The 17,147-nt window shown below is 48.0% G+C and carries 15 protein-coding genes; 12 read left to right on the top strand and 3 right to left on the bottom strand.

Going from position 1 to position 17,147, the window contains the following annotated elements:
- Nucleotides 1-673 precede the first annotated feature (673 nt).
- The 9 genes from DRJ53_RS02015 to DRJ53_RS01975 all read left to right on the top strand — a co-directional run bounded on the left by DRJ53_RS02015 (nucleotide 674) and on the right by DRJ53_RS01975 (nucleotide 9,889).
- On the top strand, nucleotides 674-2,260 hold the full coding sequence (locus tag DRJ53_RS02015; protein ID WP_114233903.1) for a peptide chain release factor 3: 1,587 nt from the start codon (nucleotides 674-676) through the stop codon (nucleotides 2,258-2,260).
- A 94-nt stretch (nucleotides 2,261-2,354) separates the two neighbouring features.
- Nucleotides 2,355-3,407, top strand: a complete 1,053-nt coding sequence (gene tsaD / locus DRJ53_RS02010) for a tRNA (adenosine(37)-N6)-threonylcarbamoyltransferase complex transferase subunit TsaD (RefSeq protein ID WP_421911171.1) — start codon at nucleotides 2,355-2,357, stop codon at nucleotides 3,405-3,407.
- Nucleotides 3,408-3,510: 103 nt separating this feature from the next.
- Nucleotides 3,511-4,230 (top strand): tRNA1(Val) (adenine(37)-N6)-methyltransferase, encoded by a 720-nt coding sequence (locus DRJ53_RS02005; RefSeq protein ID WP_114233902.1) that lies wholly within the window; start codon nucleotides 3,511-3,513, stop codon nucleotides 4,228-4,230.
- A 186-nt stretch (nucleotides 4,231-4,416) separates the two neighbouring features.
- Complete coding sequence (locus tag DRJ53_RS02000; protein WP_114233901.1) at nucleotides 4,417-4,812, top strand: response regulator; 396 nt, start codon at nucleotides 4,417-4,419, stop codon at nucleotides 4,810-4,812.
- 64 nt (nucleotides 4,813-4,876) lie between these two features.
- Nucleotides 4,877-6,148, top strand: a complete 1,272-nt coding sequence (locus DRJ53_RS01995) for a dihydroorotase (protein WP_114233900.1) — start codon at nucleotides 4,877-4,879, stop codon at nucleotides 6,146-6,148.
- Between the two features lie 7 nt (nucleotides 6,149-6,155).
- Nucleotides 6,156-6,680 carry a DUF4199 domain-containing protein gene (locus DRJ53_RS01990; RefSeq protein WP_114233899.1) on the top strand — a complete coding sequence of 175 codons (525 nt, stop codon included), beginning with the start codon at nucleotides 6,156-6,158 and terminating at the stop codon, nucleotides 6,678-6,680.
- On the top strand, nucleotides 6,680-7,621 hold the full coding sequence (locus DRJ53_RS01985; protein ID WP_114233898.1) for a glycosyltransferase family 2 protein: 942 nt from the start codon (nucleotides 6,680-6,682) through the stop codon (nucleotides 7,619-7,621). The genes DRJ53_RS01990 and DRJ53_RS01985 overlap by 1 nt, the downstream gene beginning before the upstream one ends.
- Nucleotides 7,618-8,754 (top strand): glycosyltransferase, encoded by a 1,137-nt coding sequence (locus tag DRJ53_RS01980; protein ID WP_241558426.1) that lies wholly within the window; start codon nucleotides 7,618-7,620, stop codon nucleotides 8,752-8,754. Before DRJ53_RS01985 ends, DRJ53_RS01980 begins: the two co-directional genes overlap by 4 nt.
- A gap of 172 nt (nucleotides 8,755-8,926) precedes the next feature.
- Nucleotides 8,927-9,889, top strand: coding sequence for a hypothetical protein (locus tag DRJ53_RS01975; RefSeq protein ID WP_114233897.1), 963 nt, complete (start codon nucleotides 8,927-8,929; stop codon nucleotides 9,887-9,889).
- A gap of 79 nt (nucleotides 9,890-9,968) precedes the next feature.
- Here DRJ53_RS01975 and lepA read toward each other — a convergent pair whose 3' ends face one another.
- Nucleotides 9,969-11,759: a translation elongation factor 4 gene (gene lepA / locus DRJ53_RS01970; protein WP_114233896.1), complete on the bottom strand. Its 1,791-nt coding sequence runs from the start codon at nucleotides 11,757-11,759 to the stop codon at nucleotides 9,969-9,971.
- 123 nt (nucleotides 11,760-11,882) lie between these two features.
- Here lepA and DRJ53_RS01965 point away from each other — a divergent pair, with 123 nt between their 5' ends.
- The 3 genes from DRJ53_RS01965 to DRJ53_RS01955 all read left to right on the top strand — a co-directional run bounded on the left by DRJ53_RS01965 (nucleotide 11,883) and on the right by DRJ53_RS01955 (nucleotide 14,182).
- Nucleotides 11,883-12,434, top strand: a complete 552-nt coding sequence (locus tag DRJ53_RS01965) for a hypothetical protein (RefSeq protein WP_114233895.1) — start codon at nucleotides 11,883-11,885, stop codon at nucleotides 12,432-12,434.
- Nucleotides 12,413-13,282 carry a hypothetical protein gene (locus DRJ53_RS01960; RefSeq protein WP_123893299.1) on the top strand — a complete coding sequence of 290 codons (870 nt, stop codon included), beginning with the start codon at nucleotides 12,413-12,415 and terminating at the stop codon, nucleotides 13,280-13,282. Before DRJ53_RS01965 ends, DRJ53_RS01960 begins: the two co-directional genes overlap by 22 nt.
- A gap of 75 nt (nucleotides 13,283-13,357) precedes the next feature.
- On the top strand, nucleotides 13,358-14,182 hold the full coding sequence (locus tag DRJ53_RS01955) for an IS982 family transposase (protein WP_114233893.1): 825 nt from the start codon (nucleotides 13,358-13,360) through the stop codon (nucleotides 14,180-14,182).
- Between the two features lie 73 nt (nucleotides 14,183-14,255).
- On the opposite strand, the gene DRJ53_RS01950 is transcribed toward DRJ53_RS01955, so the two are convergent.
- Together DRJ53_RS01950 and DRJ53_RS01945 are read right to left on the bottom strand one after the other, a co-directional pair.
- A complete protein-coding gene (locus tag DRJ53_RS01950) occupies nucleotides 14,256-15,596 on the bottom strand; it encodes a lipopolysaccharide biosynthesis protein (protein WP_114233892.1) in 1,341 nt (446 codons plus the stop codon).
- Between the two features lie 9 nt (nucleotides 15,597-15,605).
- Nucleotides 15,606-17,105, bottom strand: coding sequence for a nucleoside recognition domain-containing protein (locus tag DRJ53_RS01945; RefSeq protein WP_241558424.1), 1,500 nt, complete (start codon nucleotides 17,103-17,105; stop codon nucleotides 15,606-15,608).
- Between the last annotated feature and the right edge of the window lie 42 nt (nucleotides 17,106-17,147).

Here is a 17,147-nt window from a genome sequence, read left to right as displayed (position 1 = left end):
CTGCACTTTTGCGTAGTAACTGCTCTTGATCGTTTGGTGTTTTCCAAGCTTTTATCAAATCCTTTTCTGCCGGAACGCATGCATTTTTTGCCCGCTGCCTTGATGCTTAAGCAGTGCCGTCCTTGTGTAATGGTTGGGACGCATCCTGCTGGTTGTACCCATTTCGCGAAGCGTGTTGCCTTGCTCCTTTATACGGTTCTCTTCTTTGCTCGTAGTTCATTCCTTCAAAGCCGTTTTGCGGCATTTGCCTGTGTCGTTCGCCCTTTCTCCCTTCGCCCGGGTTACCCCCTCGCTGCTCGTTATCTCTATCGAAATTCATCTCCGTCATCATTGGTACACTCACATAGTTCCGAAAACTATGCCTGTATGATTAAAACGTAACCTTTGTTTTTTCTGTGCAAAATCTCCCCAAATTGTCCGAATGGCCGCCCCGTTTTTTCCCTGCAAAATGTTAACGCCAAAATGATGGTGGTGGAAAAACAGGTCGCAAAATGTTGGGCGAATGGTGCAAAACCGCGCTGGCCTTGGCATGCAAGCCCGATAGTGAACCCATCGCATGGAACGCTTTACTTAATTATAACGGAATAAACCACAGCCGAACCGGGCCATATCTTACCTTTGCATCCGCAAAAAAGAGGGCGCTTGGGGCGCTATTCATTTTTAGACACAACGCATGAAATACCAGCAGGAAATAGAACGTCGCCGAACTTTTGCCATCATTTCCCACCCCGATGCGGGTAAAACCACATTGACCGAAAAGTTTTTGTTGTTTGGTGGCGCCATCCAGGTGGCCGGTGCCGTAAAAAGTAATAAAATAAAAAAAGCAGCGACCTCCGACTTTATGGAAATCGAACGCCAGCGCGGCATTTCGGTGGCCACATCGGTAATGAGCTTTGAATACGACGGCACGCTGGTAAACCTGCTGGATACCCCGGGCCACAAAGATTTTGCGGAAGATACCTACCGCACCCTCACCGCTGTCGACTCCGTAATATTGGTGGTAGACAGCGTAAACGGTGTGGAAGAACAAACCCGCCGCCTGATGCAGGTATGCCGGATGCGCAAAACGCCAGTGATCGTGTTCATCAATAAACTGGACCGCGACGGAAAAAACCGGTTCGACCTGTTGGAAGAAATTGAAAAAGAACTGTCCATTTCACTGCACCCCATGACCTGGCCCATCAACCAGGGAAAGGATTTCAAAGGCGTATACGACCTGCACAACCGCAGCCTGCGCCTGTTTACCGGCGGCACCAAAGCTACCGATGACGACACGGTTTCTATTTCCGACCTGGGCCTGCCCGTGCTGGATGAAAAAATTGGCGACCGCGATGCCGAACTGCTGCGTGAAGATGTGGAACTGATCGACGGCGTGTACGGCGAACTGGATGCGGCCCGCTACCTGGCCGGCGATGTGGCACCGGTGTTTTTTGGTTCGGCCATCAACAATTTTGGCGTCAAGGAAATGCTCGATACGTTTATCCGCATTGCGCCGAAACCCCGCAGCCGCGAAACCAATAAACGTACCGTGGCTGTCGGCGAAGACAAATTTTCGGGCTTTATTTTTAAAATCCACGCCAACCTCGATCCGAAGCACCGAGACCGCATTGCCTTTTTGCGGGTGTGCTCGGGCAAGTTTGAACGCAACAAATATTTTCACCATGTGCGGCTCGATAAAGATGTGCGGTTTTCGAACCCATATTCTTTTTTGGCCCGCGAAAAAAGCGTGGTGGACGATGCTTTTCCCGGCGACGTGGTGGGCTTGTTTGATACGGGCAATTTTAAAATCGGCGACACCCTGACCGAAGGCGAAGACCTGTTTTTTACCGGCATCCCAACTTTTTCACCCGAAATTTTTAAAGAGGTGATCAACAAGGATCCGATGAAAACAAAGCAATTGGAAAAAGGCCTGCTGCAATTGACCGACGAAGGCGTGGCGCAGTTGTTTACACAATATGGTGGCAATAAAAAAATAATTGGTTGCGTGGGTGAACTGCAGTTTGAAGTGATCCAGTATCGCCTGCTGCATGAATATGGCGCATCAGTGCAGTTCAACTCGTTGCCTTTTTATAAGGCCACCTGGATCACGAGTGCCGACCCGAAAAAGCTGGAAGACTTTACCCGCTTTAAGCCGGCAAATATTGCCGAAGACAAAGACGGCCAACTGGTGTACCTGGCACAAAGTGAATGGTTCCTGAACACCGAACGAACCAACAACCCCGATATCGAGTTTCATTTTACCAGCGAAGTGCACAAGTAGAACCGTCGCGCATTTGCTGATGTTTGAATGAAAAAACTTTCAGTGTGGTAAAATGTTTTTAGACTAAAGAAAAGGAAACGGCATATTGGAAACAATCACCAACAATAAGAACAGCGCAGGTTTTCATTCCGCATCGGTTGGAACTGGTTGCATCCTTGCAATTGAATCCTCCTGCGATGAAACTTCGGCTTCGGTTTGCAAGGACGGCGTCATTCTTTCCAACTTTATTGCCAACCAAAAAGTGCATGAGCAATACGGCGGCGTAGTGCCCGAACTGGCCAGCAGGGCGCACATGCAAAACATTGTGCCGGTGGTGGATGTGGCAGTAAAACAAGCTGGTATTGCACTGGCCGATTTGGATGCAATTAGTTACACCCATGCGCCGGGATTGATCGGCTCTCTGTTGGTGGGCAGCCAGTTTGCCCGTTCGCTGGCGCTGGCGCTGAACAAGCCGTTGATTGCCGTGCACCACATGCAGGCGCATGTGCTGGCCAACCTGATCGGCGAACGCAAACCGCAGTTTCCCTTTTTGTGCCTTACCGTTAGCGGCGGGCATACGCAAATTGTGTTAGCGCACAGCCCGCTGCACCTGGAAATCATCGGCGAGACGCTGGACGATGCTGCCGGTGAGGCTTTTGATAAATCAGCTAAAATGCTGGGGCTGCCTTATCCCGGCGGGCCGCTCATTGATAAATATGCAAAAGAAGGCAACCCCAAAGCGTTTCATTTTGCGGAGCCGCAGATCGAAGGACTGAACTTTAGCTTCAGCGGATTGAAAACTTCGGTGTTGTATTTTTTGCAAAAAGCCACCCGCGACAATCCGGATTTTGTACAGGACAATCTTGCCGATATCTGTGCATCCATTCAACACCGCATTGTGCACATTTTGCTGGCTAAACTGAAAAAGGCAGCACTTCAAACCGGCATTACGCGGCTTTCTATTGCAGGTGGCGTTTCGGCCAACAGCGGCCTACGGCAAGCATTTACAGAGTTAGGCCAGCGGCAAGGCTGGGAAACATTTATCCCCGAGTTTCAGTATTGCACCGACAACGCAGCTATGATTGCCATCACTGCATACTATAAATTTTTGGCAGGCGATTTTACCCCACTTTCTGAAAGCGCCACTGCCCGCAGTACCTGGCATTAGTCGTTTGTAGTTTTTTGTTATCGGTTAAAAAGGCCTTTGAGTCAGGCCGAAGACCGTTTCGACTACTGACTTTAAACTACAGACTTAAAACTCCCAACTCCTCATGGCCAATTCCTATTTCCGGTTTAAACAGTTTACCATTAACCAGGATCGGTGCGCCATGAAAGTAACCACCGATGGTTGTTTGTTTGGGGCTTGGGTGGCGAGTCAATTAAAAGACATTCCCGCAACGAACGGTTTAGATATTGGCGCAGGCACCGGTCTGCTATCGCTAATGGTGGCGCAACAAACGGCCTTGCATTTAGACGCAGTGGAAATTGATGCAGCTGCCGCAACGCAAGCTGCGCAAAACTTTGCTGAGTCACCGTGGGCCAACCGCCTGCAAGTGCAGCAAACCGACATCCGGCAGTTTATCCCCAGCAAGCAATACGATGTCATTTGCTCTAACCCGCCTTTTTACGAAAATGAATTGGCCTCACCGAAAACGGGCCGCAGCATAGCCCACCACGGCAGCGGTTTGCGTTTGCTGGAATTGTTGGCACAGGTTAACCGTTTGTTGGCGGACGATGGAACGGCTTATTTACTTTTTACGGCGAAAAGGGATGCGGACTTGGGAGCAGCATTGGCAGCGGCCGGATTATTTGTGCAACAAAAAATAGTGGTGCATCCTTCGGAAACGCATCCGTCATTTCGGTTGATGCTGGCGGTTAAAAAAAATAGTGTTGAACAAACGGCGGAGCAAACCGTTTATATTAAAGACAAGGAAGGATACTACACCCCTGCGGCCACATCGCTGCTTCAGGATTATTACCTGTTTTTGTAGTACTTTCCGGAAAAGCGAAACGGCGTAGAAGGGTTAAATTGCAACAAGTGCTTTTACATTTTTATGCTTTGCCGTAGCGTGTTGCTGCCAACCGAAACGATTACCCCATTGCAGTACTTATATCGGTGTAGGTGAAGAGCAATAACTTCGGCCTCGAAATACAGAAATTTCATACCACCAATATTCATGACCGGTAGATTTTTATTCCTCGCAGAAGATGATACAGACGACCAGGAGTTTTTGATTGAGGCATTGCGTCAGATCGACCCGGACGTAAAGGTGCACGTTGAAAGCGCCGGCGATAAGGCATTGGATTTCCTGCTCAATGTGCCGCAGGATGAAGCACCGCAACTGATTTTACTCGACTACAACCTGCCCCGCATCAACGGGCAGCAAATACTAACTCAACTGGCACAACGCGGCCGGCTGCAACAAACCACCAAACTCGTTTGGAGCACTTCCAGCTCCCCGCTATATGAACGGGCCTGCATTGAAGCCGGCGCCAAGGAATACCTGGTAAAACCGGTGGACATTACCGGCATCAGCCGCATTGCGCAGGTAGTGCTCGACCACTTCGATTAATGTGGAGAAAGGATGTGGCGCATGCGGCCAACCGAAACGTGCAAACCGTTAACTTCGCCCCTCGATGAATATCCTTATCAGGCAGGTAAAGGTCATTGACCCCCAAGCTCCATTGCACAACCAAATTGCCGACATACTCATTGTGTCGGGTAAAATTGAAGCCATTGGCAATCCGCTGTCCGTTGATGCAAATACGGAAGTGATCGATATGCCGGGGCTTTGTGTATCGCCAGGCTGGATAGATCCGTTTGCTTATTTTGGCGACCCCGGTTTTGAATTTAAAGAAACACTGGAAACCGGCACTGCCGCCGCCGCCGCCGGTGGCTACACCGAAGTATTTTCATTGCCCAACACCGCTCCTATTGTGCACAACAAACTGGCGGTGGACTACGTGGTGCAAAAAAGCAAATACCTGCCGGTGCAAGTGCACCCCATTGGTGCCGTTACAAAGGGCGCCGAGGGCAAAGAACTTTCCGAAATGTACGATATGCGTGTTAGCGGCGCCGTTGCGTTTGGCGATGGCACAGCGCCGGTGCAATCTTCCGGCATCATGCTCAAGGCGCTGCAATACCTGAAAGCTGTTGATGCGGTGCTGATCCAAGTGCCCGACGACAAGTCAATTTCCGCTCACGGCCTGATGAATGAAAGCGTGGTTTCCACGCAATTGGGATTGCCGGGCAAACCAGCTATTGCCGAAGAACTGATGATCCAGCGCGACCTGGAACTGCTGCGCTACACCAGTTCCCGCATTCATTTTACCGGCATTTCCACAGCAAAAAGCGTTGAACTGATCCGCGTTGCCAAAGCAGAAGGATTGGCAGTTACCTGCTCGGTTACGCCGTACCACCTGTTTTTTACCGAAGAAGATTTGCAGGAATACGATACCAATTTAAAAGTGTCGCCGCCCCTGCGCAGCGCCGCCGACCGCGACGCACTGCGCCAGGCAGTAGCCGACGGCACCATCGATTGCATTGCTTCGCACCACCAACCCCATGAGTGGGACAGCAAAGTGGTGGAGTTTGAATATGCCCGCAATGGCATGACCGGGCTGGAAACCACGTTTGCAGCGGTACGCACTGCGTTGCAAACAGTACCTTTAGAAACGCTGGTGGCTGCGTTTTCAACAAATGTTCGCAAAGTGTTCGGCCTGGAGGCAGCAACCGTTACGGAAGGAAATATGGCCAACCTCACCTTTTTTCTACCTGATGAAACCTGGACGGTAGCGCCGGATCAGCTGAAAAGCAAAAGCCGCAACACCGCGTTTGGCGGCATGCAGCTTACCGGTAAACCCGTTGGCATCGTCAGCCGGGGCCAAATGATTTTTAATCAAGCATAAACGAATTATGGAACAACAAAAACCGATCAGCCATATTGCGGCGGGCCTTATCATCGCCGGCATCCTGATTGTAATTTCTGCCGCTACCAGTATTTTGGGATTATCCACCAACCGCGGTGTGGGTCTTTTGCAGCCGCTGGTGATCCTGGTGGCCCTGATCTTTCTAATTCGCCTGTACGGGAAAGCACACGACTATAACCTGACGTTTGGCAACCTGTTCGCTTATGGGTTTAAAGCCACCACGGTTTTTACCCTATTGTCTGTTGCTTTTACCATCATATTCCTACTGCTGTTCCCCGACTTGAAAGAAAAATCTTTTGAAGTTGCCCGCCAGCAGCTCGAAGACAACCCCAACATCAGCGACGACCAGATTGACCAGATGCTGGAAGTTTCCCGCAAATATTTTTGGGTAGGCATTGTTGGCGGCTCTGTGTTTTTTACGGTGGTGCAAGGCGCCATCGGCTCCCTCATCGGCGCTGCCGTTACCAAGAAAAGACCCCGTAGTCCTTTTGAACAAACCCAACAATTATAATGGACCTTTCGATTGTTGTTCCCCTGTTTAATGAAGAAGAGTCGCTGCCGGAACTTTGCGCCTGGATCGACCGGGTATGCGAGGCCAACGGGTACAGCTACGAGGTTATTTTGGTGGACGATGGCAGCACCGACAGCTCATGGGATGTAGTGCAAAAAATAAGGGAAACCAATCCGCAGGTGAAAGGCATCAAGTTTCAACGCAATTATGGAAAATCAGCCGCGCTGAACGAAGGCTTTAAAGCAGCCCAGGGCGATGTGGTGATTACCATGGACGCCGACCTGCAGGACAGCCCCGACGAAATTCCGGAGTTACGCCGCATGATTGTTGTGGATGGTTTTGACCTGGTGAGTGGCTGGAAAAAAAAGCGTTTCGACAATACGCTGACAAAAAATATTCCGTCTAAATTTTTCAATGCGGTTACCCGCAAGGTTTCCAATATTTACCTGCACGATTTTAACTGCGGCCTGAAAGCCTACCGCAAAAAAGTGGTTAAGAGTATTGAAGTGTATGGCGAAATGCACCGCTACATCCCGGTGCTGGCCAAATGGGCCGGCTTCCGCCGCATTGGCGAAAAGGTGGTGGAGCACCGGGCCCGCAAATATGGCGTTACCAAGTTTGGCTGGGAACGTTTCGTCAACGGCTTTCTTGACCTGATGTCCATCACATTTGTGGGCAAATTTTCCAAACGGCCCATGCACTTTTTCGGGCTGTGGGGTTCCTTGTTTTTCCTAGCGGGCCTAATCATGGCGCTGTACCTCATTGTTGCAAAATTGCTGCACGAAGAAGTGTGGGTAACCAACCGGCCGGCGTTTTACCTGGCACTGGTGTCCATAATATTGGGCGTGCAATTATTCCTGGCGGGTTTTATCTCAGAGCTGGTGGCTCGCAATGCACCTGGCCGAAATGCTTACCTGATTGAAGAAAAAACAGGGCTGTGAGCAAACGGATCATTATCCTCGGTCCGGCGCATCCCTTGCGCGGCGGCATTGCAGCGTTTAACGAACGGCTGGCAAAAGCGTTTACCGAAGCGGGGCACCACTGCACCGTTGTTTCCTTTACATTTCAATACCCGGCCTTTCTATTTCCCGGCAAAACGCAGTACAGCACTGGGCCGGCGCCTGAAGGCGTTGAAATAAAATCGCTGGTACATTCCTTAAACCCGCTCAACTGGCTGACCACAGCCCGCTGGATCCGGGAACAAAAGCCCGACTTGATACTAGTGCGCTTTTGGCTGCCGCTGATAGCGCCGGCATTGGGCTCTATTTTACGCTTGGTGAAAAAAGGCAGGAACCTGCCGGTGGTTTGCCTTGCCGATAATGTGGTGCCCCACGAAGCCCGACCCGGCGATGTCCAGTTTACCCGCTATTTTATGAAAGCCTGTGATGCGTTTGTGGTGATGAGCCAAAAAGTGCGGCAGGACCTAGCCCGTTTTGTGCACGACAAGCCGGTGCAACTGGTGCACCATCCGCTCTACAATCATTTTGGCGAACCTGTGTCAAAAGCCGAAGCCAGAAAGTTTTTAGGGCTGGGCGTCAATGAAAAGATCATCCTGTTTTTTGGTTTTATCCGCAAGTATAAAGGCCTCGATCTGCTGCTGCAGGCAATGGCCCAACCGGAGATTAAAATGGCGAATATCAAGTTGTTGGTGGCAGGTGAATTTTACGAACCCGAAGGCCCATACCGGCAACTTATCGAGGAAAATGGCCTGACCGAAAATGTGGTGCTGCGCAACGATTTTATCCCCGATGAGCAGGTGAAGTATTTTTTATGTGCCGCCGATTGCGTGGTGCAACCCTATCGATCTGCAACGCAAAGTGGCGTTACACCCCTCGCCTATCATTTTGAAACACCGATGATTGTGACCAACGTAGGCGGCCTGCCCGACTTGGTACCACATGGGCAGGTGGGCTTAGTTTGCGAGCCCGATCCCGGTTCGATTGCAGACGCCATTGTGCGGTTTTATGCCATGGGTCCGCAGGTATTTAAACCATCTATTAAAGAGGAAAAAAAGAAATACAGCTGGGCACGCATGGTGGATACTATCCTACACCTTGCAGGCAATAGTTGGTAAGACAATCATTTTCCTTGGGTGCTCACTTCGTTTCGTTCTAGCTTTGCTTTTGTTTTTGTAGGTACAATAAATGCGGTATGTTAAACGCTTTACTACGTTAGCGCATGCAGGCAATCTTAGGATAACCTTTGAAGTTTTTGTCTCAATTTAGCTGTGCTTAAAATCTAGTCTTTTGAAAAAAATCCTGTTTCTTTTTGTTGTGGCAGTATGGGCATCGGGTGCCAGTGCACAGGCACCGTCGGCCGATGCGTTGAAAGCCTTGCAAGCGAAAGAAGACACCCTTAAGAACCTCGCTAAAAGCCTTATTGTAGATTCACTGATCGCCGGCCGCATGCGCAACGATTCGCTATTTGTGCGAACGCTGATCCGCAGCCTGCAAATCAAAAACTCTTTTTACTATCCCTTCGATTCGGTTCGGGGCATTGGCAATGTGTATGCACCGGACAGCACCTTTCGCATTTTTAGCTGGACGCTTTCATTAGATGATTTTTATTCGCGCCAGCGTGGCGCCATTCAGTTCCGCACCGCCGACGGTTCGTTGAAGTTGGTGCCGCTCCACGACTTTTCCGAATTTACCGAGCGGCCGCTCGATTCGGTTCGCACCAACGCCACCTGGATTGGCGCGGTGTATTACAACATCGTCAAAACCGAACACAACGGCAAGCCTTATTATACTTTGTTTGGCTTCGACGACAACTCAGTTCGCAGCAATAAAAAATGGATTGAGGTTTTGCATTTCAATAATCAGGGCCAGCCAGTTTTTGGCGGACCGTTTTTTACGTTTCAAGGCGACAGCCTGAAACGCAAGCCGCAGCACCGCTTTAGCATTGAATATAAAAAAGAAGCCAGTGCGTTGGTAAATTATGACTCCGATCTTAAAGTGATTTTAGTTGACCACTTAGTTTCAGAAACGGAGGAAGATGATAAGCCTTACACGTTTATTCCGGATGGTGACTATGAAGGTTTTAAATGGGATAAAGGCAAATGGGTATATATCAACAAAGTGTTTGACCAAAAGTTGGAAGATGGCCAGGCGCCGGTGCCGGATCCTTTGCTGGATGATCTGGGGAACCGGAACGAGCAAAAATTAAAGACTAGTACAGAAAAGAACAAGACGAAGAAGAAGGGCAACTAAATCAGATTTCCTTTAGCATAAAAAAAAGCCTCGGACTATAGATTTCTATAATCCGAGGCTTTTTACATTATTTAGTATTCTAATCATCCAATTTCAACACCGCCAGAAACGCTTCCTGAGGTACCTCTACGTTACCAATCTGGCGCATCCGCTTCTTACCCTCTTTTTGTTTTTCCAACAATTTGCGTTTACGGCTAATGTCACCACCATAACATTTTGCAGTTACGTCTTTCCGCATGGCTGAAATGTTTTCCCGGGCTACGATCTTGGCGCCGATGGCTGCCTGGATCGCGATTTGGAATTGCTGACGTGGTAGCAGTTCTTTTAATTTTTCACAAAGCTTGCGGCCAAATTCGTGGGCCCGGCTGCGGTGAATAAGTGCACTCAGTGCATCCACTTTATCGTTGTTCAGCAGGATGTCCATTTTTACGATATCCGCCTCGCGGTAGCCGATCGGATTATAATCGAACGATGCGTAGCCTCGGGTTTGGCTTTTGAGCTTATCGTAAAAGTCAAATACAATCTCCGTTAGCGGCATCTCAAAGATCAGCTCCACACGGGTAGTTGTCAGATAACTTTGATTAAGCAGAATGCCGCGTTTGCCCAGGCAAAGCGTCATGATATTACCGATGTAATCGGGTTTAGTAATGATCTGTGCTTTGATAAAAGGTTCCTCGATCCGGTCGGTTTTTACCGGATCGGGCATTTCGGCGGGGTTGTTCACAATGATCTTTTCGCCCTTGGTGGTGTAGGCAATAAAGCTTACGTTCGGAACAGTGGTAATTACCGTCTGGTTAAATTCCCGCTCCAGCCGCTCCTGGATGATTTCCATATGGAGCAGTCCAAGAAAGCCGCATCGGAAACCGAAACCAAGTGCCTGTGAGGTTTCCAGTTCAAAGGTCAGAGAAGCATCATTTAACTGCAGCTTTTCCATGCAGTCGCGCAATTCTTCAAACTCGTCGGTATTGACTGGGAAAATGCCTGCAAATACCATTGGTTTCACTTCCTGAAAACCCTTGATCGGCTCCTGTGTGGGCGTTATTGCATTGGTTAGTGTATCACCAACTTTCACTTCCTTGGCATTCTTAATCCCGGTAATGAGGTAGCCTACGTCGCCAGCACGTACCTCTTTTTTAGGCTCCAAGCCAAGCTTCAAGATGCCAATTTCATCAGCCTCATATTCTTCGTCGGTAGACACAAATTTAATTTTGTCGCCCTTGCGGATGGTGCCGTTGTTTACCCGAAAATACACGATGATGCCGCGGAATGAGTTGAAAACCGAGTCAAAAATGAGGGCCTGCAGTGGGGCTTCGGGGTCGCCTTTTGGCGCTGGAATACGTTCAACAATTGCTTCCAAAATGCCTTCAATGCCAATGCCGGTGCGACCCGAGGCCAGCAAAATATCTTCTGGCTTACAGCCTATCAGTTCAATGATCTGGTCTTTAACCTCCTCGATCATAGCGCCATCCATATCGATCTTATTGATCACCGGGATGATCTCGAGGTCGTTTTCGATGGCGAGGTAAAGATTGGAAATGGTCTGTGCCTGGATGCCCTGTGTCGCATCTACCAGCAGCAATGCGCCTTCGCAAGCCGCCAGCGCCCGGCTCACTTCGTAGCTAAAATCCACGTGGCCCGGCGTGTCGATGAGGTTCAGCGTATATTTTTCGCCTTTATGCAGGTGGTTGATCTGGATGGCGTGGCTTTTAATGGTAATCCCTTTTTCACGCTCCAGGTCCATGTCGTCGAGCACCTGATCCATCATCTGCCGTTCAGAAATGGTATTGGTGGTTTGCAGCAGCCGGTCGGCCAATGTGCTTTTACCGTGGTCGATGTGGGCAATAATGCAAAAATTCCGGATATGCTTCATGTAGGGGTTTACTTCGGTATATGAACGGGCAAAGGTACTAAAACAACAAATCGAATGTTGAAAGTGTAACTTTGATGTTACTTTATCTTTGAATATTAACGAGTATATATACTCACAGAAAGGATGAAAAATGCTTTTTTACTACGCTTGTATCGGCAAAACAGAAATCTCTTTTGGGGTTTTACGTTATTCTTCTTTTTTACTATTGTCGGCAATTTGTTGGGAGATGAAGTGACCCCTTTTTTTGTTTACGGCATGTATTCACAAAAGCAAACACGACCAACGCAATATGAGGTGGTTCAAATCATCGTAAATGACACCATTGATTTAGCCCGTACAAACTATTTTACCTATAATAAGGCTATGGTGCAAAAGCCAATTTTTTATTACGCAGCTATGCAGCAAAATAAAGGCATCGATCCAACCATCTTGTTTTTACAGGATAAATTAAAGAATCATTATAGTAAAGTGAGGCTGCTGGAGGAAAACTTATTCAACACAGCAAAAGAATTAAACAGTTTTAAACAATGGTTTCCTAAATACCTGCAGCAACATTTGTGTACCCCTATAAGTTCAATTAATGTAAAGATGCTTTCTGTTCGTTTTACCGGGGAATATAACTTAGTGCTCGACTCTGCGAAAACTCTTTTGCAGTGGAAATATCAGAGAAAATGATCGGCAACATTAGCCTGGAACAAAAAAATGCTGCACGGCTATTTTTCGGCTTTGTAAGTATTGCACTTTGCATTCAATACATTTTGGGGTTTAGTCTTACCGGCTTAAATCAGCCGGCGCTGAAGTTTCCCTATGTCGATCTTACTTATTGGATGCTCCATTTGATAAGCCTGCCGGAATTATTGGTCAGTCGTAAGCTTATTTCCATCCTGTTCGATTCTAGTTTGCTGCTTCTTTCCATCAGCCTTGCCATTTATCCTGAAGGTAAAATCAGATATGTGCTGTTTGTAGCCATTTACTTCTTGTATTTTGTTTTGATGAATACATTTGGTTTGCATCATGCTCATACAAAAGTAGCCATACTGCTCCTATCCATAGTTTTCCTTTTTAGAGCGGATTCATTTTACTGGGCCTGGGAAGGCGCACGATATTACCTTGCATTTCTGATGGTGGCAGCTTTTTTATGGAAAGTCGTTAGAGCATCCCTGTTTTATCCCGACCAGTCAGCATTGATCATCAAACAAAATTTCACCTCACTTTTCTGGTTCCATCCGGAGCACTGGATCGCAGGCTTTTATCGTTTTCTGTTACAACACCCACTCTTAACACAAGTAATTTTCACTATAGGTGTTATGATGGAAGGCGCATTTATTGTAGCCTTTTTTACCAAAAAATGGGATAAACTCTTACGGACATTTTTATTTTTATTACCGCTTGGTTTTCTTATAAATGCAGATGCTTATTTTTTTGAACTATGGGCAGGCTTGATGGTGTTTTTCCCATTGGCAAGCTTTCAAAGGAAGTTTTCTTTCCAGAGGTTCAGATTTGGATCAAAGGCGCTTAATTAAACTAAGTTGCCAGTTATAAGGAGGAAAGCATGGTGGTTTTTTAATTTTGGATTACCACATCTAAAATCAAGGGCCATGCTTTCCGATGATAAAATTATAGCGCTTTACTGTATTGTGGATGACACGCTCAAAGCGATGCGTCATTATGAGGACAAGAAGGTCCGTGTTTCAGACAGCGAAGTGATCACGACGGCTTTTGTTTCGGTACTGTACTTTGGTGGGCACCTGGACAACGGACGCCATTTTATGAAACTAAAAGGCTATGTGCCCGGCATGCTGGGCAAGTCGCGCTTTTGCAGGCGGCTCCACCGGCTTTCGGATTTCATGCTGGCGCTGTTCTTTTATCTGGGCAAGCGGCTCAAGGACATGGCGGGAGCTGCCACCTACCGGCTGGATTCCTTTCCCGTTGCGGTCTGCGACAACATCCGTATTTCACGCTCCAAGGTGCTGGAAGGCGAAGTATTCCGGGGCAAACACGCGGCCATGCGCAGGTATTTTTATGGCGTACAGGTGCAGGTGCTGATCTTGGACGGTCTGCCGGTGGAGTTTTGCCTGGTGCCTGGTGCGGAAGCCGATGTGAGAGCCTTGGGCAAACTGCCCCTGGATGTAGCGCCAGAGAGTTGCATCTATATGGATGCCGGCTATACAGATTACGGTGCGGAGGATGACCTCTTTGACGCGGAGTTGATTCATGCCATGGTGCAGCGCAAAAAAAATAGCAAACGAAAAGATGCGCCTTCCATCAACTTTCTCAAAGAGCACATGCGCAAGCAAATCGAAACAGACTTTAGCTGCATCAAAGCTAAAATGCTCAGAAGCATCCATGCCGTCACCCAAAATTGCTTCTTGCTAAAAGTAGCCCTCTTTGTCATCGCATTCACCTTTGACCAAATTGCTTAACTAGCAACTTGGGTTAATTAAATAAAACACACCTTGCCGAAATAAGCCTCCCTGATAAGGTTGTTGACTTACGTTATTTTGACCCGCGACCAAAAATATAGAACGCTGTAATGACCACCTTTTCCATTTTATAAAAAAACAAGGAAATCGTTATCATATAAGTTACGTTGCCGATAACCAAGCTGATCGCTGCCCCATAACCCCTAAATGCAGGGATAAAAAAATATGCAGCTACTGCTGTAACTGCTACTTGCACACCCAGACAGACTAAAGCAACTTTTTCCTTGCCGCCAACCATAAAAAGAATATTCATTGGTCCGAGCAACGCGGAAAGCAGATGCGAAGCGCCAATGATCAGGATTACCGGGTAGCTATCTGTAAAATTTCCGCCGAACCATGACAACACCATGGAACCAAATAGGGACAATACAATTAAAATAGAACCAGTTGCGATAAAACCAATACCTGAAGTCAGGCGGATGATGCGGTATTGTTCATCTTTTTGTGCGTTATGCCACATTTTCGATAGCAGTGGCGGCACCATCAGGTTTAGTACCGTTACCGGATAGTGAATCAGATCTGCAAACCTTACAGCTATATTGTAATATCCAATCTCCTGAGGCGGCGCACTTCCTGTAAGCATGAGCAGGTCAAGGCGTACCGCTAACACATTGAGTAACGAAATGACCAGGAAATAAAAATTAGGTTGCAGCCTTTTATTGAAAGCCGCTGGCGTAGCTTGTTGTGTGGGTTTTCTTTGATTTTTCCGGATGACAAATATAGACAAAACTGCCACGGAAAGCACACTGATAAGTTGGATGCTTAATAACTTGGTAACGTCCAATCGATAGCTCACAAAACTGATGATGACAAGGGCGAGAATGGCTATTAAAGCCCTAAATAATTTGTCTAAAACTTGACTTATAATCAATCGATTGGTTATAAGTAAAAAACATACCAACAGGCTCATTATAGTTGTGCCGTACACTAACCCCAATACCAGCCAAAATGTCGAAGAGCCAACACTTTCGATAACACCCGAATGCACGGCTGCATAAAAAAGCAATCCGGAGATCGGAAATACCAATGAGATAATTTTGAAAGACCAACGGAGCATACCTATTGGTGTCGGGTCGTCTGGATTGTGCGTGTACTTTGGCAAGAGTGCAGTGAGCCAGTCGTCCATCCCAAATATGGATAAAACACTAAAGAAACTAATCCAGGTCATTATCGACACATAAGTGCCGTAATTATGAGCCCCTGCATATCTTACGATCAGGTAATTATTTAAGAATAAAAGCAAGACAGCAATTGCCTGTATAGCGAGCAGCTTGCCAGTTTTCTTGATGAGTGCTATTACATCTTCCTGTAGTTTGCCTGATAACAATTGCAATAGCTTTTTATGTATCTGCATAAAAAATTGCTACGCCCCTCCAAAAAACAAATACGCCAAAACGATCGATGTTATAATCCCCACCAGATCGGCCAGCAGCATCGACCCGATTGCGTAACGTGTATTTTTAATGGACACCGCACCAAAATATACCGCGATTACATAAAAAGTTGTGTCCGATGATCCCTGTAAAATACAAGCCAGCCGGCCAGCAAAAGAGTCAGGGCCAAATGTGGTCATGGTATCGATCATCATACCCCGGGCGCCGCTGCCGCTCATGGGTTTGATCAGCGCCGTAGGCAGCCCATCCACAAACCGGGTGTCGGTGCCCAATGCTGCGAAGCCCGATTTTACCGCGCCAATTACCACATCGAATGTACCGGAAGTGCGGAGTAAACTGATGGCGACCAGCATGCCCACCAAGTAAGGAATAATGCGGACAGCCGTCTCAAATCCTCCTTTTGCACCATCGATAAACGCATCGAACACGTCTATTTTTTTATAAACGGCACCAGCCACAATCAACAAAAAAATCAGCAGGATCAGCCCGTTGCTCAACACGCTGGAAAAAGCCTGCAGCGCATTTAAGTTTAAAGAAGTAAGGTACCAAACCAGCAACCCGATCACCGCCGATATGCCGCCTACCCAGACCAGGATCACCGGTTGCAGCACATTTATTTTTTGCCTGAACGACACAATGAACATAGCGGCCATGGTAGCCACAAAAGTGGCGATCATGCAGGGCACAAAAATGTCGGTTGGGTTTTCGGCACGCAGGGCCGAGCGGGCCGCAATGATACTTACCGGAATCAGGGTTAGCCCGGATGCATGCAGGCACAAAAACATGATCTGCGCATTGGATGCCGTCTCCCTAGATGGGTTCAGTTCCTGCAGGCTCTCCATTGCTTTCAGTCCAAACGGGGTTGCGGCATTATCGAGACCCAACAGGTTTGCCGAAAAATTCATCATCATATGCCCCATTGACGGGTGGCCTTTCGGCACTTCCGGGAAAAGGCGGGAAAAAAACGGTCCGATGATTTTCGACAACAACCTGATGCCCCCTGCCCTTTCAGCAATGGCCATAAGCCCCATAAACAGGGCCATAATGCCAATCAACCCAATGGCAATGGTAACGGCATTTTTACAGGTCTCGATCATGCCGTCGGCACGACGAGTCAGGCGGTTTTGCAGCGATTTATAGGTGTGAATTTTTAAAGCCGGTTGCTGCGCCTGCAGGCTTTTTGCCGCAGGCAAACTTTGATCATCGGCCAGCAAAACGGTTGCTGCGGCGGCCGAGTCGGTTTTTACATAACCAAAACCGGAAACATAAGTAGCAAAAGCTTCTGCAGTTGGGTAGCCGGCGCTGCGCGGATCGCCAATGGAAAAATACCAAACGGTATCGTATGGGTCGGAGGCGCGGCCGGTAACCATGCGGCTGAAAATTTGCTCATCGTCCTGCACCACGCTGCGGTATGCCGCCACCGCTATTGCTATTAATATAAATGCCGACCAGATTCTGCTTAAAGCCATGTAAGCAATGAAAGTTGTTTGGAAATCTATCCTGCACACCCG

The sequence above is a fragment of the Paracnuella aquatica genome (assembly GCF_003332885.2).
In the GTDB taxonomy this organism is placed as follows: domain Bacteria; phylum Bacteroidota; class Bacteroidia; order Chitinophagales; family Chitinophagaceae; genus Flavisolibacter; species Flavisolibacter aquaticus.
Note: the sequence above shows the minus strand (reverse complement) of the source record. Positions and strands in the feature narration are given on the sequence as shown.

Bases quoted from the DNA above. Each gene is read 5' to 3' on its own strand.
- DRJ53_RS02015 (WP_114233903.1), top strand. From the start codon at position 674: ATGAAATACCAGCAGGAAATAGAACGTCGCCGAACTTTTGCCATCATT.
- DRJ53_RS02005 (WP_114233902.1), top strand. From the start codon at position 3,511: ATGGCCAATTCCTATTTCCGGTTTAAACAGTTTACCATTAACCAGGAT.
- DRJ53_RS02000 (WP_114233901.1), top strand. From the start codon at position 4,417: ATGACCGGTAGATTTTTATTCCTCGCAGAAGATGATACAGACGACCAG.
- DRJ53_RS01995 (WP_114233900.1), top strand. From the start codon at position 4,877: ATGAATATCCTTATCAGGCAGGTAAAGGTCATTGACCCCCAAGCTCCA.
- DRJ53_RS01990 (WP_114233899.1), top strand. From the start codon at position 6,156: ATGGAACAACAAAAACCGATCAGCCATATTGCGGCGGGCCTTATCATC.
- DRJ53_RS01985 (WP_114233898.1), top strand. From the start codon at position 6,680: ATGGACCTTTCGATTGTTGTTCCCCTGTTTAATGAAGAAGAGTCGCTG.
- lepA (WP_114233896.1), bottom strand. From the start codon at position 11,759: ATGAAGCATATCCGGAATTTTTGCATTATTGCCCACATCGACCACGGT.
- DRJ53_RS01965 (WP_114233895.1), top strand. From the start codon at position 11,883: ATGAAAAATGCTTTTTTACTACGCTTGTATCGGCAAAACAGAAATCTC.
- DRJ53_RS01955 (WP_114233893.1), top strand. From the start codon at position 13,358: ATGCTTTCCGATGATAAAATTATAGCGCTTTACTGTATTGTGGATGAC.
- DRJ53_RS01950 (WP_114233892.1), bottom strand. From the start codon at position 15,596: ATGCAGATACATAAAAAGCTATTGCAATTGTTATCAGGCAAACTACAG.
- DRJ53_RS01945 (WP_241558424.1), bottom strand. From the start codon at position 17,105: ATGGCTTTAAGCAGAATCTGGTCGGCATTTATATTAATAGCAATAGCG.